Raw genomic sequence first — 25,928 nt, forward strand, 5'->3', positions numbered from 1 at the left:
GCACCACGGCTGAAACCGACTGCGGACAATCTCTTTGGAGGCGCCGAGCCGTCGGCGCATCCTGAGGAGGTTTCGTAGTGGATTTGGCTCAGTTGCCAAACGAATCGTTTGGCCCGATAGACACGGGCAACACGGCATTCATGCTCGTGTCGGCCGCCATGGTGTTGCTGATGACCCCAGGTCTCGCCTTCTTCTACGGGGGGTTGGCGCGAGGCAAGTCTGTCCTGAACATGATGATGATGTCCTTCGGGGCACTGGCGACGGTGAGCGTCGTGTACGTGCTCTGGGGCTTCTCGATGTCGTTCAGCGATGGTTTCACCGGCAACAGCGACATCGGCGGCATCTTCGCGAACCCGTTCGCGCTGTTCGGGTCGGATCAGCTCATGAACACCATCGGGGAGGGTGACACCGAGCAGTACGTCACCGGCGGACTCAGCATCCCCGCCATCGTCTTCATGGGATTCCAGCTGACCTTCGCGGTCATCACCGTCGCGCTGATCAGCGGTGCGCTCGCCGAGCGGGTGAAGTTCTCGACCTGGCTCGTCTTCACCGTGCTGTGGTCGACGATCGTGTACTTCCCGCTGTCGCACATGGTGTGGGGTGGACTCGTCGGTGGCGGCGGCCTGCTCGGCGCCGGTGAGGACGGTCTGGCCGCCAAGATGTTCGGCGTCGACGAGGAGGGGTCGGCCAATGTCGCACCCATCGACTTCGCCGGCGGCACCGTGGTCCACATCAACGCCGGTATCGCTGCGCTGGTGCTCGTGCTCATCATCGGCAAGCGTGTCGGGTTCGGTCGTACCGCATACCGTCCGCACAACATCCCGTTCGTCATGCTGGGTGCCGCACTCCTCTGGTTCGGATGGTTCGGGTTCAACGTCGGCTCCGAGCTGGGCGCCGACCTCCTCGCCGGACAGGTGTGGGTCAACACCACGGCGGCAACGGCCGCCGCGATCATCGGCTGGCTCGTCGTGGAGGTCATCCGCGACAAGCACGCGACGAGCGTCGGTGCCGCATCGGGCATCGTCGCCGGTCTGGTCGCCATCACCCCGGCCTGTGGTTCGCTGACGCCGGTCGGCTCGCTGATCCTGGGCCTCATCGCCGGTGCCCTCGCCGCGACGGCCATCGGGCTGAAGAACAAGTTCGGTTACGACGACTCGCTCGACGTCGTGGGGGTCCACCTCGTCGCCGGCCTGTGGGGCACCGTCGCGATCGGTCTCATCGGCAAGGACGTGGGCCTGTTCTGGGGCGGCGACTACAAGCAGCTCGTGGTCCAGGTCGTCATCGCCCTCTTCGCACTCGTGTTCACCGGTGTGCTCACCGCGATCATCGCCTTCGTCCTCAAGCCTCTGGGTTGGCGGGTCAGCGATGAGGACGAGAAGACCGGCATCGACGAGGCAGAACACGCCGAGACGGCCTATGAGCTGGCATGACGCTCGAGCCCAATCGCTACTACGCTGATTCCTGTGGAGAGGGATAACTAATGAAGCTGATCACTGCAATTGTCAAGCCGTTCACGCTCGAGGATGTCAAGGCCGGACTGGAGCAGGCCGGAATCCTCGGCATGACCGTCAGTGAGGTCCAGGGCTACGGACGCCAGAAGGGCCACACCGAGGTCTACCGCGGCGCGGAGTACTCGGTCGATTTCGTACCGAAGGTCCGTGTCGAGGTCGTCGTGGACGACGCGGCCGTGGACAAGGTGGTCGACGTGATCGTCGAGGCCGCTCGGACCGGCAAGATCGGTGACGGCAAGGTGTGGGTGTCGCCCGTCGAGTCCGTCGTCCGCGTCCGCACCGGCGAGCGTGGCGGCGACGCTCTGTAGCGAGCCCGTGCTGCGTTGACGAACTCCGGTGAACGGCCCCGTGCCCGACGACCAGTCGGGCGCGGGGCCGTACCATTCGACAGCGCGAATCATCCTCTCTCCCTCACACTTTGGAGGCAGTCGTAAGCGCCGCAGACCTGGCCAAGACCCGACGGCAACTCACCGAATCCGGCCGCTCGGGAAAACTCGACGCACCGGCATTGCGCCAGGTGCTCGTCGACCTGCACGAGTTCTGGCTGACCAGCAAGGGCGCCGAACTCGGCATCAAGCCGCATAGTGGCTTCGCGATCGTCGCCGTCGGCGGACTCGGGCGCGGCGAGATGCTCCCGTACTCCGACCTCGATCTGATCCTGCTGCACGACGACATGCCCGCCGAACGGGTGTCCGAGGTGGCCGACGGTCTCTGGTATCCGTTGTGGGACGCCAACATCCCGCTCGACCACAGCGTCCGGACGGTGCCGCAGGCGATGCAGGTCGCGGGTGACGACGTCACCGCGGCGCTCGGCTTGCTCGAAGCCCGCCACATCGCCGGCGACGAGGACCTGTCCACCCTGCTGATCAGCGGCGTCCGCCAGCAGTGGCGCAACGACATCCGCAATCGGTTCCCCGAGGTCGTCTCCCACGCCCAGGACCGCTGGCGGCGCGCGGGCGACATCGCGCACCGTGCCGAACCGGACCTCAAGAACGGCCGGGGCGGGTTGCGCGACGTGCAGCTCCTGGGAGCACTGGCGATCGCTCAGCTCACCCACGGGATGGCGAGCCTGCGCCCCGACTCGCCCGGCGCCGGACCGCAGGTCGCCTACACCCGGCTCCTCGACATCCGCACCGAACTGCACCGCATCGCCGGGCGTCCCCGCGAGCACGTGCAGGCGCAGGACGCCGACGAGATCGGGGCGGCGCTCCGGATCGGGGACCGGTTCGATCTCGCCCGGGTCATCAGCGACTCGGCCCGCACCGTCAGCTACTCCATCGACGTCGGCCTGCGGACCGCCGGCAACGCCCTGCCGCGCCGCGGACTGGCGAAGCTTCGGCGCTCGCCCCTCCGCCGTCCGCTCGACGAGGGCGTGGTCGAGCACAGCGGCGAAATCGTCTTGGCGCGCAACGCGATCCCGAGCAAGGACCCGGGCCTCATCCTGCGCGTGGCGGCGGCGTCGGCACGCACCGGCCTGCCCATCAGCGCTTCGACGCTGAGCCGACTGGCCGACTACGCGCCGGAACTCCGCGAGCCGTGGCCCGCCGAGGCGCGCAGCGACCTGCTCGTCCTGCTGAGTTCGGGACACCACATGGTCGACCCGATCGAGGCGCTCGACCGCACGGGACTGTGGGGACGGCTGCTGCCGGAATGGGGTGCGGTCCGCGACCTCCCGCCCCGCGACGCCATCCACACCTGGACCGTCGACCGGCACCTCGTGGAGACGGCCGCTTATGCGAGCGCGATGACCACGCGGGTGTCCCGGCCCGACCTCCTCGTGCTCGGTGCGCTCATCCACGACCTGGGCAAGGGCCGGGGTGCCGATCACAGCATCGTCGGCGCAGATCTGGCGGTCCAGGTCGGCAACCGGTTCGGACTCTGGCCGCAGGATGTGGCGATCCTCTCCGACATGGTGCGCCACCACCTGTTGCTCCCGCAGGTCGCCACCCGTCGCGACCTCGACGACCCGGCCACCGCCGAATCCGTCGTCGAGACCCTCGGACACAACCGGGTGCTCCTGGAACTCCTCGCCGCACTTGCCGAGGCGGACTCCTTGGCCACCGGTCCGGGGGTGTGGGGGGAGTGGAAGGCCTCGCTCATCCTCGACCTCGTCCGCCGATCGATGCGACTCATCGACGGGGAGGAGCCCAGCGCGCCGGAACCGCTGACCGCCGAACAGCTCGCGACGGCGGCCGAGGGGGACTTCGCGGTGCGGCTCGTCCGGGCGGACGGCCAGCACACCTACCGCGTCACGATGGTCGCGCCGGACCAGCCCGGCCTGCTGTCGAAGATGGCCGGGGTGCTGGCCCTCGGTGGGTTGCGATCCCACTCGGCCTCCGCGCAGAGTGCCGACGGCAAGGCGATCAACTCCTTCCAGGTGGTCCCGATGTTCGGGAGTCCGCCCGATGCCGGCCTGTTGCGTCAGCAGCTCATCGCTGCCGTCGACGGCAAGATCGACGTCCTCGCGCGGCTCGACGCACGCGAACGGGACTCGCCGATCCCGACGATCGGGACGGTCAGCACGATTCCCGGCACCGTCGTGACGATCGGCGCGAGCGCGGGCAGCACCGATCCCGAGGTGGACGGGGCCGGGCATCCGAAGAACGCGGTGCCCGCGCTGTTCGCCGTCGCACCGCCACGGGTGACGTGGCTCGACGCACCCGCGGGGGAGGCGGTGCTGGAAGTCCGCTCGGATGACCGCATCGGCCTGCTCAGCCGGGTCAGCGCGGTCCTGGAGCAGCGGGGCGCCGACATCCGATGGGCCAAGGTGTCGACTCTGGGCACCACCGGCGTGGACATCTTCGGCCTCCGGCTGGCGACCGACACCGAGGACGCGCGGGCCGAACTGGCCGAGGCCGTCGTCGCGGTCTGTCCGCCTCCGCGGCCGGTGCGCGAGGAAGACGGCGACGGGCCGCAGTCCTACGGCGGGACCGGCCGGTCCGGAGTGCCCATCTCCTAGATGTTCGGTCCCGGGACCCACATGGAAGGATGGGACCATGTTCGATTCCCTCTCCGACCGGTTGACCGGTGCCCTGAAGGATCTGCGTGGCAAGGGGCGGCTGTCCGACGCGGACATCGACCGCACCTGCCGCGAGATCCGGCTCGCGCTGCTCGAGGCGGACGTCTCGCTCGCGGTGGTCCGGTCCTTCATCGCCCGGATCAAGGAGCGCGCCAAGGGTGCGGAGGTCTCCGGGGCGCTGAATCCGGCGCAGACGGTCGTCAAGATCGTCAACGAGGAACTCGTCGGCATTCTCGGCGGCGAGACCCGGCGAGTGCGGTTCGCCAAGAACCCGCCGACCGTCATCATGCTGGCCGGACTCCAGGGCGCCGGTAAGACGACGCTCGCCGGAAAGCTGGGCAACTGGCTCAAGCAGCAGGGGCACACGCCGCTGCTCGTCGCCTGTGACCTGCAGCGGCCGGGCGCGGTCTCGCAGCTGCAGATCGTCGGTGAACGCGCCGGTGTGCCGGTGTTCGCGCCGCATCCGGGCACGAGCGTGGGCGGTGAGGGCACGCTCGGCGTGACCGCGGGCGATCCGGTCTCGGTCGCGCAGGCCGGTGTGGACGAGGCACGCAGCAAACACTACGACGTCGTGGTCATCGACACCGCCGGCCGTCTGGGCATCGACGCCGAGCTGATGAAGCAGGCGTCCGACATTCGCGACGCGACCTCGCCCGACGAGGTGCTGTTCGTCGTCGACGCGATGATCGGCCAGGACGCGGTGACCACCGCCGAGGCCTTCGCCGACGGCGTGGGTTTCACCGGCGTCGTGCTGACCAAGCTCGACGGTGATGCGCGCGGTGGTGCGGCGCTGTCGGTGCGCGAGGTGACCGGCCAGCCGATCATGTTCGCGTCATCGGGCGAGAAGCTCGAGGACTTCGACGTCTTCCATCCCGACCGCATGGCCAGCCGCATCCTCGGGATGGGCGACGTGCTGTCGCTCATCGAGCAGGCCGAACAACACTGGGATGCGCAGCAGGCCGAAGCGGCGGCCGCCAAGATCACGCAGGGCGAGCTGACCCTCGAGGACTTCCTCGAGCAGATGCTGATGATCCGCAAGATGGGCCCGATCGGCAACATCCTGGGCATGCTGCCCGGCGCCGGCCAGATGAAGGACGTGCTGTCGCAGGTCGACGACAAACAACTCGACCGGGTCCAGGCGATCATCCGCGGCATGACTCCCGCCGAACGCGACAACCCGAAGATCATCAGTGCCTCGCGCCGCATCCGTATCGCCAACGGGTCCGGTGTGACGGTGAGCGAGGTCAATCAGCTCGTGGACCGGTTCTTCGAGGCCCGGAAGATGATGGCGCAGATGTCGGGTCGGATGGGCATGGGCGGGATGAACCGCAAGTCCAACCGCAAGAAGGGCAAGGGCAAGAAGGGCAAGGGCCGCGGCCCCACGCCGCCGAAGGTGCGCGGCGGTTTCCCGGGCATGCCCGGGGGCATGCCGGCCGGGTTCCCGGACCTGTCGAACATGCCGGCCGGCCTCGATCAGCTGCCGCCGGGGCTCGAGGGTCTCGACGTGTCGCAGTTCCAGCAGCCCAAAAAGAAGAAGTGACCCGGCACTATCGCGGCACCGACCCGCTGACCGCCGAGCCCATCGAGTTCTGGGTCGACGGTGACACCATCAGTGCCACACCGGTTCCCGACGCCGAGACGGCGGTCGACGGCGGCTGGATCCTGCCGGGCCTCGTCGATGCCCACAATCATGTGGGCATCGCACCCGGCCTCGGTGTCGACATCGAGCAGGCCCGCGGGTTCGCCTATGCCGATGCCCGGGCGGGCACGCTGCTGATCCGCGAGGTCGGGTCGCCGCTGGACACCCACCCGCTCGACGACGATCCCGCGTGCCCTCGTTTCATCCGCTCGGGCAAGCACATCGCGCGGCCCAAGCGGTACCTGCGCGACTACGGCGTCGACCTCGACGATCCGGACGAACTGGCGGCCGAGGTGGCCCGGCAGGCGCAGGCCGGCGACGGCTGGGTCAAGATCGTCGGGGACTGGATCGATCGCGAGGTCGGCGACCTGGCCCCGCTGTGGACGCGTGCGCAGATCGAGTCGGCGGTCGCCGTGGCGCACGAGCACGGCGCGCGGATCACCGCCCACGTCTTCGGAACGGACGCGCTGGTCGACCTGATCGGCGCCGGCGTGGACTGCATCGAGCACGGCACCGGGTTGACCGACGATCTGATCGATCAGCTCGTCGACCGCTCGATTGCCCTCGTGCCCACCATGATCCAGGTCGAGAACTTCCCCGGGATCGCCGACGGCGCCGAGCGCTTCCCGACCTATGCCGCGCACATGCGCGCTCTGCACGCCGGTGCGCCGAAGGTGTTCGACGCCGCGCGCGAGGCCGGAGTGCAGATCTTCGCCGGGACCGATGCGGGCGGATTCGTCGAGCACGGTCGTATCGTCGACGAGATCGAGGCGTTGTCCGGCATCGGCCTGGGTCCCGCGGCCGCGATCGCGGCCGCCTCGACGAACGCCCGGCGCTGGCTCGGCGCCGACGTCCTGGAGGACGGGCATCGCGCCGACTTCGTGGTCTATGCGGCCGACCCCTGCGACGATCTGGGCGTCCTGCGACACCCGCTAGCAGTGGTGTCGTCGGGGCGCCACATCGTGTGAGCAACGACACACGACGGCCTCTGGTTGGCGTTCTTACCGCCACGTAACGTAGCAACGGCGTTGCAACGGTTCTCCTATTTGCGAACCGGATCAGTCCACGCCGGATCCTCTCAGCCTGGGTTCGGCGACGCGGAACCGTCGGAGCCAGGGGTCGAGGGAGGCTCCGGCGGTGTCGCGAGCCCGGACACCGATGAGCCGACACCGATGAGTGACGGAAGAGCGACGTACGGCATGTGGTCGTCCTCGCGGGGTGGGTGACCACATGCCGGTACATCGGCGCCTCCGACCCCGGCATCGCTCACCGCCCGGTCGTCGGATTCGGAGTCCGCGGTCCGGTCTGGCACAATGGCTCGCTGGTTCGTCGGATCCGGCTACGGCCGCCCGACGGTCACACCGATACAGACGCAAAACCGGGTCCGCCATTCCGGGCGGACTGCTGAATTGCGCAGTGACCACACGAAAGAGAAGTAGACATGGCTGTCAAGATCAAGCTCACGCGGCTCGGCAAGATCCGCAACCCGCAGTACCGCATCGTCGTCGCCGACGCCCGCACCCGCCGCAACGGCCGGGTCATCGAGACCATCGGCAAGTACCACCCCAAGGAAGAGCCCTCGCTGATCGAGGTCGACTCCGAGCGCGCCCAGTACTGGCTGGGAGTCGGCGCGCAGCCGACCGAGCCCGTGGCCGCCATCCTCAAGGTGACCGGTGACTGGCAGAAGTACAAGGGCCTGCCGGGTGCCGAGGGCACCCTGAAGACCGCCGAGGCCAAGCCGTCGAAGCTCGACCTGTTCAACGCCGCGCTCGCCGCCGCCGACAACGAGCCCGTCGCCGCCGCGACCACCCCAAAGAAGAAGGCCGCCAAGAAGGACGACGAGGCTGCCGAGGCGCCCGCCGCCGAGGGTGACGCGTGAGCGCAGTCGTCGCCGACGCGGTCGAGCACCTGGTCCGCGGAATCGTCTCCAACCCCGATGACGTCCGGGTCGACCTCGTCACCGGCCGCCGTGGGCGGCTCGTCGAGGTGCACGTGAACCCCGACGATCTCGGCAAGGTGATCGGGCGCAACGGTCGTACCGCGACCGCGCTGCGCACCCTGGTCTCCGGAATCGGCGGACGCGGGATGCGCGTCGACATCGTCGACACCGACCGCTGAGCGAGAACCCGAACACCGAACGCATCGTGGATCTCGTCGTCGGCCGTGTGGTCAAGTCACATGGAATCCGTGGGGAGATCGTCGTGGACGTCCGCACGGACGAGCCCGAGGTGCGTTTCGCCCCGAACGCGGTGCTGCGCGGCCGTCTGCCGCGTGGTGCCGGGGAACGGGACTTCACCATCACAGCCGCCCGGGAGCATTCCGGGCGGCTGTTGGTGTCCCTGGCCGGCGTCACGGACCGGAATTCGGCCGACGCCCTGCGCGGCACGCTGTTCCTCATCGACTCCTCGCAGGTGGAGCCCTCCGACGACCCGGACGAGTTCTACGATCACGAACTCGAAGGCGTGCCCGTGCAACTGGTCGACGGCGCCGCGGTCGGCGTCGTCGAATCGGTCCTGCACCTGCCCGGCGGCGAGTTGCTGTCGGTGCGGACGACCGACGGCCGCGAGGTGCTCGTCCCGTTCGTGCGGGAGATCGTGCCGAGCGTCAGTCGCGAACTGATCGTGATCGATCCACCCGAGGGATTGCTGGATCCGGATTCGATCGACGAGGCGCCGTGATGCGCCTCGACGTCGTGTCGATCTTCCCCGAATATCTCGATCCGCTCCGAGTTGCCCTGCTGGGCAAGGCGATCGATGCCGGACGAATCAGCGTCACGGTGCACGACCTGCGGAACTGGACGCACGACGTCCACCGCAGCGTGGACGACTCGCCCTACGGAGGCGGACCCGGGATGGTCATGAAGCCCGACGTCTGGGGTCCGTGCCTCGACGAGGTGTGCCCCGACGACGCGTTGCTGATCGTGCCGACCCCCGCCGGCGTGCCGTTCACCCAGGAGACGGCCCGTCGCTGGAGCACGGAGAAGCACCTGGTGTTCGCCTGCGGCCGATATGAGGGCATCGACCAGCGCGTCTTCGACGACGCCGCCCGGCGGGTGCGCGTCGAAGAGGTGTCCCTCGGCGATTTCGTCCTCATCGGGGGAGAGGTCGCGGTCATGGCGATGATCGAGGCGACCGTGCGTCTCCTCGACGGTGTGCTCGGCAATCCTCGGTCGCATCAGGAGGATTCGTTCTCCGACGGCCTGCTCGAAGGTCCGAGCTACACACGGCCGGTGACCTGGCGTGGTCTCGACGTCCCGTCGGTGCTCCTCAGCGGCGACCACGCGAAGGTGGCCCGGTGGCGTGCGGAACAGGCCCTCGAACGCACGCGCGCGCGACGACCCGACCTTCTCACGGACGCTGTGGACTCCGCCACGGACCATCCGCGCGATCCGGGCTAGGATTCGCGAGAGATTCGACTCGCAGGGGGTTCGGGGATGCAGGGGTATTCGGCCATGGTCGACGAACTCGACCGGCAGCGCAGCGAACTCGACCGTATTCGGAAAGCGTTGTCTCAGCTGACCTCTCGGGCCACCAGTCACGACCGGCTCGTCGCGGTGACGGTCGACGCGCGTGGACTCGCGGTGGACATCGCGATCGAACCCGCCGCACTTCGACGCTACCGCGCGGATCAGCTGTCGACCCTGCTCACCACGCTGATCGCCGAAGCGGACACCGCCCTGCGCGCCCGATCCGCCGAGGTGCTCTCCACGGCAGCAGATCTGCCGATCGATTACGCCGACGCCCGTCTCGAGCGCGTGGTGACCGATGGCGACTCCTGATCCGGTCCCGGTCGCGGACGCCGACCGCCACCGGGTCGCGGCGGACACCGGCGCGGCCGCCGCACTGGCGCTGCGTGTCGCGGAGGCGACGGTGGGACTCGCGGACGTGCGAGCCCAACTCCCCGCGCTGCTCCGCGACGTCGACGCGGCGGTGGGCGTCGGTGACCCAGCTCGAGCATTCCGGCAGGGTTTCTCGCCGGCGGTCGCGGCGGCCGCCGAGTCCCTGTACGACGCGGAGAACCGGCTCGATGCGCACCGGCAGGCCCTGGTGTCCGGCGTGGATGCGCTCCTCGCCACCGACGCCGAAGCGTCCACGCGTATCGGCCGGGGGGACGTCCGATGATGCCGGACGAGGCCGAGCGGATCGCCGAGAGGCTGGCACCCGGGACGTGGCCGACTGCCGACACCGTCGCCCTGCGCGACTCGGCGCAGCGCGCCCGGGAACTGGCGGATGCACTGGACGGCCTCGCCGGAGCGGTGGCGTCGGCGACCGACTCGTACACGGGGGATGAGGGTGCGGCCGGCCGGTTTCACCAGGCCGTCGTGGACGGCCTCGGACGGAGCGCCGCGGCCGATCTGCCCGGGGCGGCGGACCGGCTTCGCGCACTGGGGACGTCGCTGGACGCCTATGCCCGGACGGTGACCGAGACCCGGCAGCAGATGTCGGTGATCGCGCTGATCGCCGACCGCGACGTGCGGCGCGCGGAGGTGAATTCCGCGATCGGTGACGACACGTGGCGCGTCGAAGCCGCGAGCACGGGCCGGATGGCACTCACCGCCGCCGGCGACGACCACACCGAACGGTCGGGCGAGGCGGGGCAGAGCGCGGGTGCGCCCGCGGCGACGAGCGGCATGATGCCGATGATGCCGCTCGGGGCGATGGGCGCGGCGGGAGCGGTGGCCGCCGGTGTCGGCGGTCTGGCCGGCGCCGCCGCGCGCACCGGCCGCGATGGGGTCGGCGCCGCTGACCTGACCTGGTTGCGGGCGAGAGCCGAGCGACTGCAGACGACGGTTCCGTCGTCGATCGCCGGCTGGTTCCGGACGGCGGTGGGGGTGGGGACCGGTGCACGAGGAACGCGGGTGGTCGTCGTGGGGACCAACGACCCGCAGCCATATCAACGGGCCGGGGTGGAACTCGCCGACGACGAGGCGCTCACCGCCGACGGGCGGGCGCCGGAACTCGCGATTCTCGACCACATGGTGCACACCGGAGTCACGCCCACCGCGATCGCCGCGGCGACCCCGATGGACCCGGCCACCGTCTCCGCCTTGCAGGCCGACAATGTGGTGGTCGTCGGCCCGCGCGTGTAGTGCCGCACCGCGATTTCGTCGGCCCGGGGTGTCTCTGGCACAATAGTCGGGTTGCCTGCCGACGATGCCCCGTCTCCGGGGCCGTCCGCGACTTCGACGTCAGTGACACCGTCGGCAGCGACGCCAACGACTCGGAGCACGAACCGGTCGAGCCCACGGGCCGCCAGGTTCCTCTGCTCAACGTTTTCCGCCAGACAAGGACCACGCCACATGAACACGCTCGATTTCCTCGACAAGCAGTCCCTCCGCGACGACGTGCCGGACTTCGGCCCCGGCGACACCCTCGACGTCCACGTCAAGGTCATCGAGGGCAGCAAGGAGCGCGTCCAGGTGTTCAAGGGCGTCGTCATCCGTCGTCAGGGTGGCGGCGTGCGCGAGACGTTCACCGTCCGCAAGGTGTCCTTCGGCGTCGGCGTCGAGCGCACCTTCCCCGTGCACAGCCCGAACATCGCCAAGATCGACGTCCTCACCCGCGGTGACGTCCGTCGCGCCAAGCTCTACTACCTGCGTGACCTGCGCGGCAAGGCAGCCAAGATCAAGGAAAAGCGCTGACGCGTCTAACCTGACGAGGTGGCCGACACACAGCGACCCCACGACGCCCCCGGCGGCGACCGCGACGAGGACGCCAAGCGTCCATGGCGGTTGAAGACCGACCGGGACGACCCAGCCGACGAGCGCGGCAAGCGTACATCCGGATCGGGTTCGCTCCTGCGCGAAGTCGTGATCATCGTGGGGTGCGTCCTGCTCCTCACCTGGGTTCTGCAGACCTTCATCGGTCGGCAGTACGTGATCCCGTCGGAGTCGATGGAGTCGACCCTCATCGGCTGCGACGGCTGCACGAACGACCGCATCGTGATCGACAAGCTCACCTACCGGTTCGGTGATCCGCAGCCCGGCGACGTCGTCGTCTTCAAGGGGCCGTCGGAGTCGTGGAACGGGGCCTGGGTGTCACCCCGGTCGACGAATCCGGTGATGCACAAGGCGCAGGACGCCCTCTCGTGGTTCGGGTTCGCGCCGCCGGACGAGAACAATCTCGTCAAGAGGGTCATCGCCACCGGCGGTCAGACCGTCGAATGCCGCAACGACGAGGGCGTCGGCGTCAAGGTCGACGGCCGCCCGCTGCGTGAGCCCTACATCGACATGAAGCTCCAGGAGGAGACGGTCGCCTCGTTCGGGCCCGGCGTGGCCGGTCCGGGCAATCAGGTGCCCCCGTGTCTCGGCCCCGACTTCGGTCCGATCAAGGTTCCCGAGGGCAATGTGTGGGTGATGGGTGACAACCGCCTGAACTCGCAGGACTCGCGCTACCACGTCGAGGACCGGTTCCAGGGCACGGTCCCGGTGAGCGACATCCGCGGCAAGGTCCGTTTCATCATCTATCCCTTCTCGCGGATCGGTGGTGTCGGTTCGTTCAATCCGCAGCAGTGATGGGTGAGCCGTGACGACTCGATGGCCTCCGCGTTCGCCCGTCCGTCGCGCTGCGGGCCTGCGGACGTTCGAGTTCGCACTGCACCGCCAGGGTCTCGGGCCGGTGGCCGGTGTCGACGAAGCCGGTCGCGGTGCGTGTGCCGGGCCCCTCGTGGTCGCGGCGTGCGTGCTCAAGCCGACCCAGCTCGCATCTCTGTCCGATCTCGACGACTCCAAGAAGCTGACCGAGCGGACACGTGAGGGCCTGTACCGATCGGTGACGCGCTACGCACAGAGCTGGAGCGCGGTGATCATCGAGGCCGCGGAGATCGATCGCATCGGCATCCACGTCGCCAACATCGAAGGCATGCGGCGCGCGGTGGCGGCACTCGACGTGAAGCCCGGTTACGTGCTGTCCGACGGTTTCGCGGTGCCGGGGCTGACCGCGCCGTCGCTGCCGGTGATCGGGGGAGACGGGGCCGCCGCGTGCATCGCCGCCGCCAGCATCATCGCGAAGGTCACCAGAGACCGCATCATGATCGCCATGGACGACGACCTACCCGGGTACGACTTCGCCATCCACAAGGGCTACAGCACGGCGTTGCACATGTCGCGCATCGACGCGGCAGGCCCGTCGCCACAACACCGCATGTCGTACCGTAATGTCGCGGCACGTGTGGTCACCAGCGCAAACGACAACAGGGATAGGCTGACAGGATGAGTGCTGAGGATCTCGAGAAGTACGAAACCGAGATGGAACTCTCTCTGTACCGCGAGTACAAGGACATCGTCGGGCAGTTCACCTATGTGGTGGAGACGGAGCGGCGCTTCTACCTCGCCAACGCCGTCGAGATGATCCCGCGCAACACCGACGGCGAGGTGTACTTCGAACTCCGGATGAGCGATGCGTGGGTGTGGGACATGTACCGCCCGGCGCGCTTCGTCAAGCAGGTTCGCGTGATCACGTTCAAGGACGTCAACATCGAAGAGCTCGAGAAGCCGGAACTCCGACTGCCCGACGAACCCTGATCCCGCGCCCGCTCTCGGTGAGAGCGCAGCTGTTGACAGAGCCCTGATCGTCCACAGATCAGGGCTTTGCTCGTATTCGACCGGTGATCGAAAGCGGTTCTGCGCGACGCTGATCGGCATGAGTGCTGAACCGCGCGGACATCCCCGCCCCGATCGACGCGGACACATCGGCCGGCTCGGTGAGGATGTGGCCGCGGACTATGCGACATCGCTGGGTTGGACTGTCCTGGAACGCAATTGGCGTACCCGATACGGCGAACTCGATCTCGTCGCGGCCGACGGATCGATCCTGGTGATCGTCGAGGTCAAGACCCGCGCGAGTCGCACCTACGACGATCCGGTCATGGCGGTCACGCCGACGAAGCTCGCGCGGATGCGTCGGCTCGCCCGGTTGTGGCTCGCCGCGCAGGACCGCCGGTGGTCGCAGATCCGGTTCGACGTGGTCAGTGTGCGGCTCGACCAGGCCGTACCCGACGACCTGGCCCGTGCGCGCGTTCGGCATCACCGCGGCGTCTACGTCTGAGCTGAACGCGTCAGAGCTTGCTCAGGTCGGTGCGGATCAGCATCACGTTGTAGTCGCTCCAACGCGATGCGTTGAAGTACAGGTCCTTCGAATCACCCTGCAGCGCGGGGGAACCGGGGAGCATCATCGGTCCGTAGACGACGAGGGCGCCCCGGGGCACGATGGTCTTCGGTGCGCTCCACGGGCCTTCGGGACGGTCCGCGGTGCGCAGCGTGATGTCGTTGTCGCCGTCGAGCATGATGTATTTCTCGAGATAGGGACTCCAGGCGACCGAGAGTTCGGTGACCGGTTGACCGACGACGATCGCGGAGCCGTCGTCGGGGATCGCGGCGATGTCGTCCACCCAGCCGCGGCTCTTCCCCGCCCAGTATTCGTACGCGTCCAGTGACAGGATGTCCGCCGGCCGGAAGCGGGCGAGGAACGCGGCGCCGAATCGCCCGTTCGGCGTGCCGTACTGGTAGACGTACTCCGCGTCGGGGGTCCCGGCCCGGCCGCGGACGTAGGCGTTCTGCTGGAACTTACCGTTGTTGAACTCGATGGGGCGGAACTCGCCGGGAAGTCGGAGTGAGACCGGCGCATTGATGAGGATGGTGTCCTGGTCGGTGACCCAGGTCTGGCCGTTGTCGTCGGAATGGGCGATGGCCGAGAAGTTGGTGACCCAGTTGCCCGGCGAACCCCACGATCGCACCGACATGTAGTTGACGTACTGGCGGAAGCCGTCGCCGTGCGGGAGGGAGATGGCCGCGGTGGGGATGGTCGTGACCTCGACGTTGGAGATACCGACCGACGGGATGAGCTCCTGCGCGTAGTTGGGTTGGCCCGGCGCGATCACCGAACCCGAGGTCACGTCGCCGGCGCGACCGTCGGGAACCGAGAGGCCGTTGGCGAGGTTGTCGTCGTCGGTGCGGAGGAGTACGTTATGTCGCCACTGCTGCCCCGGTGCGTTGCAGTTGCCGAAGGTGTCCCCGAAGGCCATCAGGGTCTGTCCGCGGCCGTTGTCCCAGGCGACGCCGAGATCGGTGCCCCCGATCCCGAACCGGCTGTACGTCCGGTTGGCGCTGAGCGGCCCCGTCACCCAGCCGACGGTGCGGGACTTGGACCCGACATAGGGGACCAGCGGCGCCTGGGGACCCGGGTTCGGGATGCTCGAGCCGCCGGAGGACCCTTCCGAGCCGCTGGAGCCGCTCGATCCGCTGGAGCCGAAGCCGAGGACACTCGATCCGGTGCTCGCGTTGCCGCAGGGTGCGGCGTGGGCGACGCCGGCGCCGGTCGTCAGGGCGATCGCGGTACCGCTGAACGCGATGACCCCGGCGAGTGCCAGCCGGACACTCGTGGTGAGACGGCTCGACACGCACGTCCTCCAGTTACTCTTGTGACAGAAGTGATTGACGTGACTATTGTGACTGGAGTTGTGCACAATCGCGTGTTCGAGGGGGTCACGATCTGGTGTCAGCGCACGAAGTGGCGCCCCTCAGACGCAGTCCGAGCCTGCCAGCCGACACGTTCGAGTTCGGGCGTCTCCGAGTCGTGGGCCGGGTAGCCGATACACAGGTAGGCGACCAGCTTCCACGCGGACGGGAGCGCGAGAGCCGCGGTCACCCGATCAGGTTCGATGATCGACACCCACCCAACCCCGACGCCCCGGGCCCGCGCCGCCAGCCAGAGTGTGGAGATCGCGGTGACGACCGAATACTCCAACGTCTCGGGCACTGTTTGTCGGCCGAGTCCCTGGCCCTGGGCGACAGCGGGTTCGCAGAACACGGCGAGGTGGACGGGAGCGTCATCGAGACCGGCGAGCTTGAGTGACGAATACAGCTGTGCGCGCTCGCCCGTGTAGCCGTCGAGCGCATCGGCATTGCAGTGGGTGAAGCTGTCGCGCACCGCCTTTCGGGCCGTGGTGGACCGCACTTCGACCCAGCGCCACGGCTGGCTGTTGCCCACCGACGGCGCGAGTTCGGCCGCGTCGAGGATCTCGGGCAGCAGATGTGGTTCCAGTGGCTCGCGGCTGAAGCGACGGACGTCGCGTCTCCATCGCAGCAGCCGGTCGAGATCACCGACGAACGCATCGTCGAAAGTTCCGTGGTTCATCGGTTGTCGAGCCTAGTCAAGCGCCTCGGCAGGTAGCGCGGCTCCCTCGCGGACGTTCCCGACGATCGCGTTCGCACCGAGGCAACCTCGAGGCGTGACCATGGGACAACCACGGCCTGATCCACAGATCGGCTGTCCGGGTGGTTCGGGACCGTCCGCGACGCATGGCACCGGCGAGACTGTGCCCATGTTGGGGCAAACACAGTCGGTGGGGCTCAATGCCTTTGCCGCGCGGGTGGTCGATGTGCAGGCGAGTGTGAGTTCGGGTCTGCCGGGATTCGCGGTGACGGGCAATCCGGATCCGTCGGTTCGGGAGGCGCGGGACCGGGTGCGGGCTGCGATCAAGAATTCCGGGTTCAGTTTTCCCGAGCTGAAGGTGACGGTGGCGTTGTCGCCGGCCGACATGCCGAAGGTCGGTTCGGGGTTCGATCTGTCGATGGCGGTCGCGATTCTGGCTGCCACTCAACAGGTGTCGGCGGAGAGGCTGTCGTCGACGATCTTCCTGGGCGAACTCGGTCTGGACGGCAGCGTGCGGCCGATCCGCGGGGTGTTGCCGGCGGTGATCGCCGCACGGCAGGAGGGATACCGGCGGGCGGTCGTGCCGATCGAGACCGTCGCCGAGGCGGCGCTCGTCGAGGGGATGGACGTCGGCGGCGCGACGAGTCTCAAAGAGGTGACACAGTGGCTGGCCGGAGACCATGTGCTCGACACCGTGCACGACGCGACGGCCTCGCAGGCGCCACCGATTCCGGACATGGCCGACGTGGTGGGGCAGCAGGAGGCCCGGCATGCGCTCGAGATCGCCGCGGCCGGAGCACATCACGTATTGATGACCGGATCGCCGGGAATCGGCAAGACGATGCTCGCGCGGCGGTTGCCGGGCATCCTGCCGCCGCTGGGTCTCGAGGACTCGCTGGAGGTGACGGCCATCCACTCCCTGGTGGGGGAGTTGTCGCCCGGCCGTCCACTGATCACCGAACCGCCGTTCGTGGCCCCGCACCACAGTTCGTCGATCACAGCCCTGCTCGGTGGCGGCACCGGTTTCGCCCGGCCGGGCGCGGCGTCCAAGGCGCATCGAGGAGTGCTGTTCCTCGACGAGTGCGCCGAGATGAGTGTCAAGTCGCTCGAATCCCTGCGGGAACCCCTCGAGGACGGCGAGGTGCGGGTGCCGCGGCGTGACGGCATGGCGGTCTATCCCGCGCGCTTTCAGCTGATCCTCGCGGCGAACCCGTGCCCGTGCGCGCCCGCCCACGATGTGGACTGCGTGTGCACGGCCGTCGTCCGGCGGCGCTACCTGGGCAAGCTGTCGGGGCCACTGCTCGACCGCGTGGACATCCGGGTGCGGATGGACCCGCCGGGGAACGCCGCGCTGATGAGTGGTGCCGGCGAGTCGAGTGCCGACGTCCGCGCCCGGGTCACCGCGGCGCGGGCCACCGCGATCGAGCGGTGGTCGGAGTTCGGGTGGCGCACCAACGCCGAGGTCCCCGGGTCCGCGTTGCGCCAGCGGTTCCGGCTGCCACCGGACGTTCTGCGGCCCATCGAACTGTTCCTCCGCGACGGCCGCGTGACGGCGCGCGGCGCCGATCGGGCACTGCGGCTGGCCTGGACCCTCAGCGATCTACGCGGATCCGAGCGCCCCGTCGAAGACGATGTCGCGCAGGCACTTCTGTACCGAGACAGAGGAGCGACCTGGTGACCGCCCATCCTCCCGAGTCCATCGCCTGGGCCTACCTGGCGCGGGTCGCCGAACCGCCCTGTGCCGCGGTCATCGCGCTCGTCGACGACATCGGCCCGGTCGAGGCCGCGTCGGCGATCCGCCGGCGCACTGTGCCCGCCGGTCACGACGCGGTGCTCGCCGCGACCGCGGCTCGATTCGATTCCGACTGTGCACCAGATGATCTCGACGCCGCCGAGCGGATCGGTGCGCGCCTGGTGACCCGAGCCGACCCGGAATGGCCGGCCTGGTCACTGCTGGCGCTGGGGCAGGCCGACACCGCGGCGCGCGGTGGTGAACCGCTCGCGCTGTGGGTACGCGGCCCCGCCCGGCTCGACGACCTGGCCGCGGCGTCGGTCGCGTTGATAGGATCGCGCGCCGCGTCGTCCTATGGCGAACACGTCACGCAGACGCTCGCGTCGGGAGTGTCGGCCCAGGGTTTCGCGGTGCTGTCCGGCGGAGCGTTCGGCATCGACGGTGCTGCCCACCGCGCGGTCGTCGCGGCGGGCGGGGTGACCGCGGCGGTGATGGCCTGTGGGATCGACCGGGACTATCCGGCGTCGCACTCGGCTCTGTTGGCCGCGATCGCGCGCACGGGCGCGGTGATCAGTGAATATCCGCCGGGGACGACGGCCGCCAAGCACCGGTTCCTCACCCGGAACCGCCTGGTCGCGGCGATGAGTGGTGCGACAGTGGTGGTCGAGGCGGGGCGGAGATCCGGCGCGGCGAACACCGCCGCGTGGGCGCGCAAGCTCGGCCGGCCCCTCGGCGCGGTGCCCGGCCCGGTCACGTCGGCGACCTCGGTCGGCTGCCATCGGATGATCGCCGACGAACTCGCGGTGCTGGTCTCCGACGTCGCGTCGGTCGTCAACCTGGTGCGCCCCGATGGTGGCGGTGACATCGGCCGCGGCCGCACGAAGCCGACCGACGGGCTCGACGCCGAGCAGCTGCGGGTCCACGACGCCATTCCCGGCCGCGGCGGCGTGGGGATCGACGAGATCGCGTTCGCCGCGGGCCTCGACATCGGCGTGGTGCGGTCGGCGCTCGCGCACCTCGACGTCACGGGACACGTGCAGAACGTCGACGGACGGTGGCGGCTGGCGTGACCTCAGCGGCGGGTGAGGATGTCGATGATGACATGCAGATCTTCGACCGTCGCCTCGTTGAGACGGCCGTGCGCATGGACGTAGCCGATCCCCGCGTACAGCAGTGTGGTGGCGCGAGCGTGTGCCTCGGCCTCGGAGAACCCGAGTTCACGCATCGCGGAGATCGCGATCGAGAAGATCCGGCAGTCGAGCCGGTCGACCGAATCCGCGATTGTCGGATCGGTCTCGGCCCACCGCCGCAGGGCCGACTCCATCGCCCGGCGACGTGGATCGGACAGCAGTCGCGCCAGCGCGTCGACACGTTCGATCGGCGGCAGGGACTCGAGCGACTCGATCCGGGCGGCCGCTGCCGACTGCGCTTGCCGACAGTGCTCGGCGAGCGCGGTCTTCAGCGCACCGATGTCGGTGAAGTGCCAGTAGAAGCTGCCCTTCGTCACACCGAGCCGGCGCTCAGGCGTGAGATCTTGAGGGCGTCGATGCCGTCGTCGACCAGGATTTGCGTCGCCGCCTCCAGCCAGTCGTCGACGCTGAGCCGTGAACCGCGGCGCGGGGTGGATTGATCCACGGGCTGATCCGGCATGGAGTCACCTCTGGTCGGGTCTCACGACGTCTGATTTTAGTAATGGCAAAGTCTCAGATGCACATCGCTTGATCAGTAGAAAACCTTACAACTGCGGATGGGTGGTTCGCTCGGCTAAAGCTAAGGGTCCCCTAAACAGAGGGGCGTAAGGTGACCTCTGAAAAGGGAGGTTCGATGGCGAAACGCGTGAACACGATGACGGTGCTCCGGAGCGAGCGGATCAGTCCGCACTTCGTGCGCCTGTACCTGGGCGGTGAAGGGTTCGAGGACTTCCAGCCGGCAGTCGGCAAGTCCGGGGAACCCGACACCGACATGTATGTGAAGTTCATCTTCGCACCGCCGGGTGTCAGCTACCCGGAGCCGTTCGATCTGCAGGAGGTCCGTGCCAACGAGCCCCCGGAGCGTCAGCCGGTGCTGCGGACCTACACCGTTCGCCGCGTCGATGCGGCCGCTCGTGAGCTCGTCGTCGACTTCGTCGTCCACGGGAGCGAGGGCATCGCCGGTCCCTGGGCGGCCGCGGTCGGCTCGGGCGAGACGATCCGCTTCGTCGGACCGGGCAGCGGTTATCGCCCGCGTGCGGACGCCCCCTGGCACCTGCTGGCCTGCGACGAGGCCGGCCTCCCCGCGGTCGCCGCTGCCCTCGAAGCGCTTCCCGCCGACGCCGTCGCCAAGGTGTTCATCGAGGTCGCCGGACCCGAGGACGAACTCGATCTCGACGCGCCCGCCGGGGCGGAGATCACGTGGGTGCATCGCGGCGGGCCCGCGGGCGAGGTCGACGACTCACTCGCCGGCGACAACGCGCCGCTGATCGAAGCGGTCCGCGCCACGGAGTGGCTCGACGGCGAGCCCCACGTGTTCATCCACGGTGAGGCGCAGGCGGTCATGCACAATCTGCGGGCCTACGTCCGCAAGGAGCGAGGAGTGGGGGCGGCGAACGCCTCCATCTCCGGATATTGGCGGCGCGGACGGACCGAGGAAGGCTTCCGCCAGTGGAAGGCCGACCTGCGGGCCGAGGAGGAAGGGGTCGGCGCCCAGGGCTGACGACGTCCTGGGGATCGGGCATCGATTCGGCCACGACGCCGCGTGTGCGGTTGCACCCGGATGCCCGACACGATGAGGTCGTGACCATGCTCGACGACTTCGCCGACCACCTGCGCCTGGAGAAAGGGCGCAGTGAGCACACGATCCGTGCCTACGTCGGTGGCGCGCGCGCACTGGTCTCGTTCGCCGGTGCCCGGGGTGTCGCGGTCGGCGACATCGACCTCGCCCTACTGCGGGCCTGGCTCGCCGAACTGACCCGGCGGGGAGCGGCGCGTACGACCGTGGCCCGACAGGTCTCGGCGGCGAAGACCTTCTGCGCGTGGGCGGTCCGGGAGGGGTATCTGGCCACCGACCCGTCGCAGCGACTGAAAGCGCCCAAGGCGCATCGGACGCTGCCCGCGGTACTGGCTCCCGCCCAGGCCGAGGCCGCGATCGCGGCCACCAGCGCGGATCGCGCGCCCGACGACCCGCTCGCCCTGCGCGACCGGGCCATCGTGGAATTGCTGTACGCCAGTGGGGTTCGCGTGGGGGAGTTGTGCGGGCTGGATGTGGGCGACGTCGACGCCGACCGGCGGGTGATGCGGGTGATCGGCAAGGGGGACAAGGAACGTTCGGTCCCGTACGGCGAGCCGGCCGCGCGCGCGGTCGACGACTGGCTCCGCGCCGGGCGCCCGGCTCTGCTCACCGACGCCTCGGGGGCGGCGCTGCTCCTCGGCGCCCGCGGTGGTCGGCTCGACCAGCGGATGGCGCGCTCGGTCGTGGCACGCGCGGTCGCCGCGAGCGGCGGGCCGGCGACCGGACCGCACGGACTCCGGCACAGCGCCGCCACGCACCTGCTGGAGGGCGGCGCCGACCTGCGCGTCGTCCAGGAACTACTCGGTCACTCGTCGCTCGCGACGACGCAGATCTACACCCACGTGAGCGTCGAACGCCTACGCGCCGTCCACCGTCAGGCGCACCCCCGCGCCTGAGGCGCATCCGTTCGGCCCGTCCGGCGCGGTCATCCGACCGGTTTGAGCCGGACTCGCACCGCGCCGAGCAGACCCAGGGGGTCCAGGTAGTCCGCTCCGCGCCCGCTGCCGCGCCGAGCGCCCCAATGCAGGCAGACGAGCACCGGGCATCCCGGATGCCCGCCGATCACCGTTCCGATGATCTCGCCGCGCGAGACGTGGTCGCCAGCGTCGACGTCGGCCTCGACCGGCTCGTATGTGGTGATCACGCCGTCGGGATGCGACACCGAGACCAGCGGCCGCCCGGCGACGGTTCCCGCGAACCGCACCCGGCCCGCGCCTGCCGCACGGACGGCCTGGCCGGGCCCGGCGGCGAGGTCGACGCCCCGATGTCCTGGCTGCCACCGCTTCTCGGGCTCGTCGTAGGCCGTCACGACGGTCGGCCGGGGCGCCAGCGGTACCGTGTACGCCTCGCCCGAGTCAGCCGTCGCGACCGGACCGGCGAACCAGAGGGCGGCGAGCAGGATGGCGGCCACGAAGCGTGGCGTTGGAGTTCGCACGGTGGTTGGACGCACCGGAGGCCGAGTGGGATCCGCCGGATCGGCGACCCGATGCCGGATCCGCCCCCCGACGTGGGCGAAGGCGTTTTGGTGTTCGTTCCGTGGCGGCGTAAACTTCTGACCGCACCTCATCGCGCGTTGGTGAGGTGACTTCGCGCGCCTGCATTCAGTTCTGTGCCGCTCGGGGCTTCGACGCTCTGACCAGCACAGTCGACGGACACACGCCAAGTGAGCAGTCCCGGACGGCCCAAGCCGTATCGGGTGGCACTCGGCCGCAGGCGCCAGGGTCGGTACCGACGGTGCCGACGACAACTGCGAGAAAAGGACGATCATGGCTGTCGTGACCATGAAGCAGCTGCTGGACAGCGGCGCACACTTCGGGCACCAGACCCGCCGTTGGAACCCGAAGATGAAGCGATTCATCTTCACCGACCGCAACGGCATCTACATCATCGATTTGCAGCAGACGCTGACCTACATCGACAAGGCGTACGAGTTCGTCAAGGAGACCGTCGCCCACGGCGGCACCATCCTCTTCGTCGGCACCAAGAAGCAGGCCCAGGAATCGATCGCCGCAGAGGCGACCCGTGTCGGCATGCCGTACGTCAACCAGCGGTGGCTCGGTGGCATGCTCACCAACTTCTCGACCGTCCACAAGCGCCTGCAGCGCCTGAAGGAGCTCGAGACCATGGAGCAGACCGGTGGCTTCGAGGGCCGCACCAAGAAAGAGATCTTGATGCTGACCCGCGAGAAGAACAAGCTCGAGCGCACGCTCGGCGGTATCCGCGACATGGCCAAGGTCCCCTCGGCCGTGTGGGTCGTCGACACCAACAAAGAGCACATCGCCGTCGGTGAGGCACGCAAGCTGAACATCCCGGTCATCGCGATCCTGGACACCAACTGCGATCCCGACCTCGTCGACTACCCGATCCCGGGCAACGACGACGCCATCCGCAGCGCAGCGCTGCTCACCCGCGTCGTGGCCTCGGCCGTGGCCGAGGGTGTCCAGGCCCGTGCCGGTGCCGCCAGCGGCGACGCCAAGCCCGAGGCCGGCAGCGGCGAACCGCTGGCAGAGTGGGAGCAGGAACTGCTGACCCAGGCCGCAGCACCGGCCGGCGGCGACGCCGCGGCCGACGCACCGGCTGCTCAGTAGTCCCCACTGCTCTGCAGTCCGGTCCCAACACACTTCCCGAAGGAGGCTCGCCAACGATGGCGAACTACACCGCAGCTGATGTGAAGCGTCTCCGTGAGCTCACCGGCTCTGGAATGCTCGACTGCAAGAACGCGCTGGCCAACAACGACGGCGATTTCGACAAGGCCGTCGAAGAACTGCGCATCAAGGGCGCCAAGGACGTGGGCAAGCGCGCCGAGCGCTCCACCGCCGAGGGCCTGGTCGCGGCCAAGGACGGCGCGCTCATCGAGATCAACTCCGAGACCGACTTCGTCGCGAAGAACGGTGAGTTCCAGCAGCTCGCCGACGACATCGTGAACGCGGCGGCCGCGGCGAAGACGAACGATCTCGACGAGCTGAAGAAGGCTCCGCTCGGCGACGGCACCGTCGATGAGGCCGTGGCGGCACTCTCGGCCAAGATCGGCGAGAAGCTCGAGCTGCGTCGCGTGGCCTACTACGACGGTCCGGTGGCCGTGTACCTGCACAAGCGTGCATCCGATCTGCCCCCGGCCGTCGGCGTGCTCGTGTCCTACACCGGCGAGGGCGCGGGTGCCGAAGAGGCCGCCCGCGGCGCCGCCATGCAGGTCGCTGCTCTCAAGGCGCGCTATGCCACTCGCGACGAGGTCCCCGCGGACGTCGTCGAGAACGAGCGTCGTATCGCCGAGCAGACCGCCAAGGAGGAGGGCAAGCCCGAGCAGGCTCTGCCCAAGATCGTGGAGGGTCGCGTCAACGGCTTCTACAAGGACGTCGTGCTGCTCGACCAGTCGTCGGTCCAGGACTCGAAGAAGACCGTGAAGGCACTGCTCGACGATGCCGGCGTGACCATCAAGGGCTTCACCCGGTTCGAGGTCGGCCAGGCCTGATCGAACTCGCCACACATCGCCCCGTCTCCGCCGAGGAGACGGGGCGATGTGCGTTCACGGGGTCTGTCGCGTCCGTAGCGCTGTCGTGAGTACCGCGATCGCGACGGCGACGAGACCCAACGTCACGAGGGTCGTCCGCAGGGCGGCCAGGAAAGTCCGGGCCGTCACCGACCGCGCCGCGTCCTGGGTCCAGGGCCGCGCCTGCGCCGCGACCGCCGCGATCGCCGGCGACGTCGGGCCGCCCGCGCAGGCCGGCGCCGGTCGTTCCGGATGAGCGGATCTCAGCTGCTCGCCCGCGCAGGATGCGAAACGATCGGCGACCGCCACGTGCAGCACCGGGCGAACCGGTGAGTCCGGCAGCGCCGCAACGAGTTCGGCTCGTACAACCGGAACCGTCTCGGCGGTCTGCCCGGCCACCTGTCCGAAGAAGAACAGGGTGACGACCGCCAGCCCGATCGAGGCGCCGATCTGCTGAACCGTGGGGATCGTCCCGGTTGCCGTGCCCACCGTGGACTCGGTCGTGTCGGACAGGATCACGGCCTGCAACGGTGCGATGAACAGGCCGGTTCCCAGACCGCCGAGTACGAGGGGACCGAGGATGCCGGGCCACGGCAAGGTCTCCGCTGCCGGTTCGATGATGATCGCGAGCCAAACGAATCCGGCTCCGACGGCGAGGGCCCCAGCCGTCAAGGTGTGCGGGGCCGTGAGCCGGACGACCACCCGTGGCGAACAGAGCGAGCCGACGGCAGCACCGATTGCGAAGGGCAGCGCCAGCATCCCGGTCCGGAACGCCGAGTAGCCGAGTCCGAACTGGGCCGAGATCGACACGGTGAAGAAGAACCCGGCGAACACGCTGAAGAACAGAAGCGACAGGAGAAGCCCGACCGTGAACCGGCGGGAGGCGAACAGTCGTGGTCGCAGCAGGGGAGTGCCACCCCGGGCGTCGACGCGCAACTCGTGAAGGGCGAACAGCGCCAACAGGATTCCGGCCGTCCCGATCATCACCCACAGGATCGGGGGCCACCCCATCTCGCGTCCGAGGGCCAGCGGGTACAGCAGCAGGAACAGCGCCGTCGCCGACATGACCACACCCGGGACGTCAACCCGTCCCGGCGTCGGCTCACGGGCGGCGGGCAGGCGGCGGTGGGCGAGCAGGCAGGAGAGCACGCCCAGTGGGACGTTGACGAAGAAGATCGCTCGCCAGCCCCATCCGAGAACGTCGGCGTCGACGAGGAATCCGCCGACCACCGGGCCGAGGATGGCGGCGAGACCGGCCACGGCCCCGTAGACGCCGAAGACCAGTCCGTGGCGTCTCTTGTCGAAGAGGGCCGCGATGAGCGCCAGGGTCTGCGCAGACATGAGCGCCGCACTGACACCCTGTAACCCGCGAAACGCGATGAGTTCACCCGGCCCGGTCGACACACCGCACAGCACCGATGTGACGGTGAAGGCCACCATGCCGATCACGAACATCCGGCGGCGTCCGACTCGGGCCCCCAGTGTCGCCGCGGTCAGCAGGGTGCAGGCGAACGACAGCGTGTACACCGTCAGCACCAGGAGTTGCTGCGACGTCGACGCGCCGAGGTCCCGGGCGAGATCGGGCAGGGCGATGTTGACGATGGTGGTGTCCAGCATCTGCAT

At 68.9% G+C, this 25,928-nt stretch carries 29 protein-coding genes; 23 read left to right on the top strand and 6 right to left on the bottom strand.

Translation table 11 applies throughout. The features are described from left to right. Positions 1-77 precede the first annotated feature (77 nt). The 17 genes from KTR9_RS11160 (at position 78) to KTR9_RS11245 (ending at position 14,214) form a co-directional block, all read left to right on the top strand. Complete coding sequence (locus KTR9_RS11160) at positions 78-1,430, top strand: ammonium transporter (RefSeq protein WP_014926454.1); 1,353 nt, start codon at positions 78-80, stop codon at positions 1,428-1,430. Between the two features lie 50 nt (positions 1,431-1,480). Next, positions 1,481-1,819 carry a P-II family nitrogen regulator gene (locus KTR9_RS11165; protein WP_004572306.1) on the top strand — a complete coding sequence of 113 codons (339 nt, stop codon included), beginning with the start codon at positions 1,481-1,483 and terminating at the stop codon, positions 1,817-1,819. Positions 1,820-1,929: 110 nt separating this feature from the next. Next, entirely contained in the window at positions 1,930-4,470 is a 2,541-nt protein-coding gene (locus KTR9_RS11170) for a [protein-PII] uridylyltransferase (protein ID WP_010841592.1), read from the top strand. Positions 4,471-4,507: 37 nt separating this feature from the next. Next, a complete protein-coding gene (gene ffh, locus KTR9_RS11175) occupies positions 4,508-6,070 on the top strand; it encodes a signal recognition particle protein (RefSeq protein ID WP_014926455.1) in 1,563 nt (520 codons plus the stop codon). Continuing rightward, on the top strand, positions 6,067-7,137 hold the full coding sequence (locus tag KTR9_RS11180) for an amidohydrolase family protein (RefSeq protein WP_014926456.1): 1,071 nt from the start codon (positions 6,067-6,069) through the stop codon (positions 7,135-7,137). The genes ffh and KTR9_RS11180 overlap by 4 nt, the downstream gene beginning before the upstream one ends. 473 nt (positions 7,138-7,610) lie before the next feature. Beyond that, a complete protein-coding gene (gene rpsP, locus KTR9_RS11190; protein ID WP_010841588.1) occupies positions 7,611-8,048 on the top strand; it encodes a 30S ribosomal protein S16 in 438 nt (145 codons plus the stop codon). Beyond that, on the top strand, positions 8,045-8,287 hold the full coding sequence (locus tag KTR9_RS11195; RefSeq protein ID WP_004572301.1) for an RNA-binding protein: 243 nt from the start codon (positions 8,045-8,047) through the stop codon (positions 8,285-8,287). The genes rpsP and KTR9_RS11195 overlap by 4 nt, the downstream gene beginning before the upstream one ends. 26 nt (positions 8,288-8,313) lie before the next feature. Next, the gene (rimM, locus tag KTR9_RS11200; protein WP_014926457.1) at positions 8,314-8,847 is read left to right on the top strand and encodes a ribosome maturation factor RimM; all 534 of its coding nucleotides are present in this window, start codon (positions 8,314-8,316) and stop codon (positions 8,845-8,847) included. Beyond that, on the top strand, positions 8,847-9,566 hold the full coding sequence (gene trmD / locus KTR9_RS11205; protein ID WP_014926458.1) for a tRNA (guanosine(37)-N1)-methyltransferase TrmD: 720 nt from the start codon (positions 8,847-8,849) through the stop codon (positions 9,564-9,566). Before rimM ends, trmD begins: the two co-directional genes overlap by 1 nt. A gap of 36 nt (positions 9,567-9,602) precedes the next feature. Continuing rightward, the gene (locus KTR9_RS11210) at positions 9,603-9,947 is read left to right on the top strand and encodes a YbaB/EbfC family nucleoid-associated protein (protein ID WP_014926459.1); all 345 of its coding nucleotides are present in this window, start codon (positions 9,603-9,605) and stop codon (positions 9,945-9,947) included. Further along, positions 9,934-10,290 (top strand): hypothetical protein, encoded by a 357-nt coding sequence (locus KTR9_RS11215; protein ID WP_044506487.1) that lies wholly within the window; start codon positions 9,934-9,936, stop codon positions 10,288-10,290. The genes KTR9_RS11210 and KTR9_RS11215 overlap by 14 nt, the downstream gene beginning before the upstream one ends. Beyond that, positions 10,290-11,258: a hypothetical protein gene (locus KTR9_RS11220; RefSeq protein WP_044507868.1), complete on the top strand. Its 969-nt coding sequence runs from the start codon at positions 10,290-10,292 to the stop codon at positions 11,256-11,258. Before KTR9_RS11215 ends, KTR9_RS11220 begins: the two co-directional genes overlap by 1 nt. 210 nt (positions 11,259-11,468) lie before the next feature. Beyond that, positions 11,469-11,810, top strand: a complete 342-nt coding sequence (rplS, locus tag KTR9_RS11225; protein WP_004572295.1) for a 50S ribosomal protein L19 — start codon at positions 11,469-11,471, stop codon at positions 11,808-11,810. Between the two features lie 18 nt (positions 11,811-11,828). Further along, entirely contained in the window at positions 11,829-12,683 is an 855-nt protein-coding gene (lepB, locus tag KTR9_RS11230) for a signal peptidase I (RefSeq protein WP_014926461.1), read from the top strand. 10 nt (positions 12,684-12,693) lie between these two features. Then, positions 12,694-13,383 carry a ribonuclease HII gene (locus tag KTR9_RS11235; protein ID WP_014926462.1) on the top strand — a complete coding sequence of 230 codons (690 nt, stop codon included), beginning with the start codon at positions 12,694-12,696 and terminating at the stop codon, positions 13,381-13,383. Then, positions 13,380-13,691, top strand: coding sequence for a DUF2469 domain-containing protein (locus KTR9_RS11240; protein ID WP_005198978.1), 312 nt, complete (start codon positions 13,380-13,382; stop codon positions 13,689-13,691). Before KTR9_RS11235 ends, KTR9_RS11240 begins: the two co-directional genes overlap by 4 nt. A gap of 118 nt (positions 13,692-13,809) precedes the next feature. Beyond that, positions 13,810-14,214: a YraN family protein gene (locus KTR9_RS11245; RefSeq protein ID WP_014926463.1), complete on the top strand. Its 405-nt coding sequence runs from the start codon at positions 13,810-13,812 to the stop codon at positions 14,212-14,214. A gap of 10 nt (positions 14,215-14,224) precedes the next feature. Here the strand turns inward: KTR9_RS11245 and KTR9_RS11250 are convergent, their stop codons facing one another. Both KTR9_RS11250 and bluB read right to left on the bottom strand, forming a co-directional pair. Then, positions 14,225-15,565: a DUF4185 domain-containing protein gene (locus tag KTR9_RS11250; protein WP_014926464.1), complete on the bottom strand. Its 1,341-nt coding sequence runs from the start codon at positions 15,563-15,565 to the stop codon at positions 14,225-14,227. A 98-nt stretch (positions 15,566-15,663) separates the two neighbouring features. Beyond that, positions 15,664-16,302 carry a 5,6-dimethylbenzimidazole synthase gene (bluB, locus tag KTR9_RS11255; protein ID WP_014926465.1) on the bottom strand — a complete coding sequence of 213 codons (639 nt, stop codon included), beginning with the start codon at positions 16,300-16,302 and terminating at the stop codon, positions 15,664-15,666. Positions 16,303-16,402: 100 nt separating this feature from the next. On the opposite strand from bluB, the gene KTR9_RS11260 reads away from it, so the two are divergent. Together KTR9_RS11260 and dprA are read left to right on the top strand one after the other, a co-directional pair. Further along, complete coding sequence (locus KTR9_RS11260) at positions 16,403-17,998, top strand: YifB family Mg chelatase-like AAA ATPase (RefSeq protein WP_274518061.1); 1,596 nt, start codon at positions 16,403-16,405, stop codon at positions 17,996-17,998. Further along, a complete protein-coding gene (dprA, locus tag KTR9_RS11265; protein WP_014926467.1) occupies positions 17,995-19,122 on the top strand; it encodes a DNA-processing protein DprA in 1,128 nt (375 codons plus the stop codon). The genes KTR9_RS11260 and dprA overlap by 4 nt, the downstream gene beginning before the upstream one ends. Positions 19,123-19,124: 2 nt before the next feature. Here the strand turns inward: dprA and KTR9_RS11270 are convergent, their stop codons facing one another. Together KTR9_RS11270 and KTR9_RS28215 are read right to left on the bottom strand one after the other, a co-directional pair. Beyond that, the gene (locus tag KTR9_RS11270; RefSeq protein ID WP_014926468.1) at positions 19,125-19,559 is read right to left on the bottom strand and encodes a hypothetical protein; all 435 of its coding nucleotides are present in this window, start codon (positions 19,557-19,559) and stop codon (positions 19,125-19,127) included. Beyond that, a complete protein-coding gene (locus KTR9_RS28215) occupies positions 19,556-19,702 on the bottom strand; it encodes a hypothetical protein (RefSeq protein WP_014926469.1) in 147 nt (48 codons plus the stop codon). Before KTR9_RS28215 ends, KTR9_RS11270 begins: the two co-directional genes overlap by 4 nt. 174 nt (positions 19,703-19,876) lie before the next feature. Between KTR9_RS28215 and KTR9_RS11275 the strand changes: the two genes are divergently transcribed. Further along, on the top strand, positions 19,877-20,743 hold the full coding sequence (locus KTR9_RS11275) for a siderophore-interacting protein (RefSeq protein ID WP_044506496.1): 867 nt from the start codon (positions 19,877-19,879) through the stop codon (positions 20,741-20,743). Positions 20,744-20,829: 86 nt separating this feature from the next. Next, on the top strand, positions 20,830-21,714 hold the full coding sequence (locus tag KTR9_RS11280) for a tyrosine recombinase XerC (RefSeq protein ID WP_044507869.1): 885 nt from the start codon (positions 20,830-20,832) through the stop codon (positions 21,712-21,714). A gap of 29 nt (positions 21,715-21,743) precedes the next feature. Here KTR9_RS11280 and KTR9_RS11285 read toward each other — a convergent pair whose 3' ends face one another. After that, positions 21,744-22,253 (bottom strand): M23 family metallopeptidase, encoded by a 510-nt coding sequence (locus KTR9_RS11285; RefSeq protein ID WP_443134918.1) that lies wholly within the window; start codon positions 22,251-22,253, stop codon positions 21,744-21,746. A gap of 331 nt (positions 22,254-22,584) precedes the next feature. Between KTR9_RS11285 and rpsB the strand changes: the two genes are divergently transcribed. Both rpsB and tsf read left to right on the top strand, forming a co-directional pair. After that, positions 22,585-23,406 (top strand): 30S ribosomal protein S2, encoded by an 822-nt coding sequence (gene rpsB, locus KTR9_RS11290; RefSeq protein WP_010841493.1) that lies wholly within the window; start codon positions 22,585-22,587, stop codon positions 23,404-23,406. Positions 23,407-23,462: 56 nt separating this feature from the next. Beyond that, positions 23,463-24,287 carry a translation elongation factor Ts gene (tsf, locus tag KTR9_RS11295; RefSeq protein ID WP_014926473.1) on the top strand — a complete coding sequence of 275 codons (825 nt, stop codon included), beginning with the start codon at positions 23,463-23,465 and terminating at the stop codon, positions 24,285-24,287. A 54-nt stretch (positions 24,288-24,341) separates the two neighbouring features. Here tsf and KTR9_RS11300 read toward each other — a convergent pair whose 3' ends face one another. Beyond that, the gene (locus KTR9_RS11300) at positions 24,342-25,928 is read right to left on the bottom strand and encodes an MFS transporter (protein ID WP_014926474.1); all 1,587 of its coding nucleotides are present in this window, start codon (positions 25,926-25,928) and stop codon (positions 24,342-24,344) included.

The sequence above is a fragment of the Gordonia sp. KTR9 genome (assembly GCF_000143885.2).
Lineage (GTDB): Bacteria > Actinomycetota > Actinomycetes > Mycobacteriales > Mycobacteriaceae > Gordonia.

Excerpts from the sequence above, each read along its gene's own strand:
- KTR9_RS11165 (WP_004572306.1), top strand. The coding sequence starts at position 1,481 with ATGAAGCTGATCACTGCAATTGTCAAGCCGTTCACGCTCGAGGATGTC.
- ffh (WP_014926455.1), top strand. The coding sequence starts at position 4,508 with ATGTTCGATTCCCTCTCCGACCGGTTGACCGGTGCCCTGAAGGATCTG.
- rpsP (WP_010841588.1), top strand. The coding sequence starts at position 7,611 with ATGGCTGTCAAGATCAAGCTCACGCGGCTCGGCAAGATCCGCAACCCG.
- trmD (WP_014926458.1), top strand. The coding sequence starts at position 8,847 with ATGCGCCTCGACGTCGTGTCGATCTTCCCCGAATATCTCGATCCGCTC.
- KTR9_RS11210 (WP_014926459.1), top strand. The coding sequence starts at position 9,603 with ATGCAGGGGTATTCGGCCATGGTCGACGAACTCGACCGGCAGCGCAGC.
- KTR9_RS11215 (WP_044506487.1), top strand. The coding sequence starts at position 9,934 with ATGGCGACTCCTGATCCGGTCCCGGTCGCGGACGCCGACCGCCACCGG.
- KTR9_RS11220 (WP_044507868.1), top strand. The coding sequence starts at position 10,290 with ATGCCGGACGAGGCCGAGCGGATCGCCGAGAGGCTGGCACCCGGGACG.
- rplS (WP_004572295.1), top strand. The coding sequence starts at position 11,469 with ATGAACACGCTCGATTTCCTCGACAAGCAGTCCCTCCGCGACGACGTG.
- KTR9_RS11240 (WP_005198978.1), top strand. The coding sequence starts at position 13,380 with ATGAGTGCTGAGGATCTCGAGAAGTACGAAACCGAGATGGAACTCTCT.
- KTR9_RS11245 (WP_014926463.1), top strand. The coding sequence starts at position 13,810 with ATGAGTGCTGAACCGCGCGGACATCCCCGCCCCGATCGACGCGGACAC.
- bluB (WP_014926465.1), bottom strand. The coding sequence starts at position 16,302 with ATGAACCACGGAACTTTCGACGATGCGTTCGTCGGTGATCTCGACCGG.
- KTR9_RS11260 (WP_274518061.1), top strand. The coding sequence starts at position 16,403 with ATGGGACAACCACGGCCTGATCCACAGATCGGCTGTCCGGGTGGTTCG.
- KTR9_RS28215 (WP_014926469.1), bottom strand. The coding sequence starts at position 19,702 with ATGCCGGATCAGCCCGTGGATCAATCCACCCCGCGCCGCGGTTCACGG.
- KTR9_RS11275 (WP_044506496.1), top strand. The coding sequence starts at position 19,877 with ATGGCGAAACGCGTGAACACGATGACGGTGCTCCGGAGCGAGCGGATC.
- KTR9_RS11280 (WP_044507869.1), top strand. The coding sequence starts at position 20,830 with ATGCTCGACGACTTCGCCGACCACCTGCGCCTGGAGAAAGGGCGCAGT.
- rpsB (WP_010841493.1), top strand. The coding sequence starts at position 22,585 with ATGGCTGTCGTGACCATGAAGCAGCTGCTGGACAGCGGCGCACACTTC.
- tsf (WP_014926473.1), top strand. The coding sequence starts at position 23,463 with ATGGCGAACTACACCGCAGCTGATGTGAAGCGTCTCCGTGAGCTCACC.
- KTR9_RS11300 (WP_014926474.1), bottom strand. The coding sequence starts at position 25,928 with ATGCAGATGCTGGACACCACCATCGTCAACATCGCCCTGCCCGATCTC.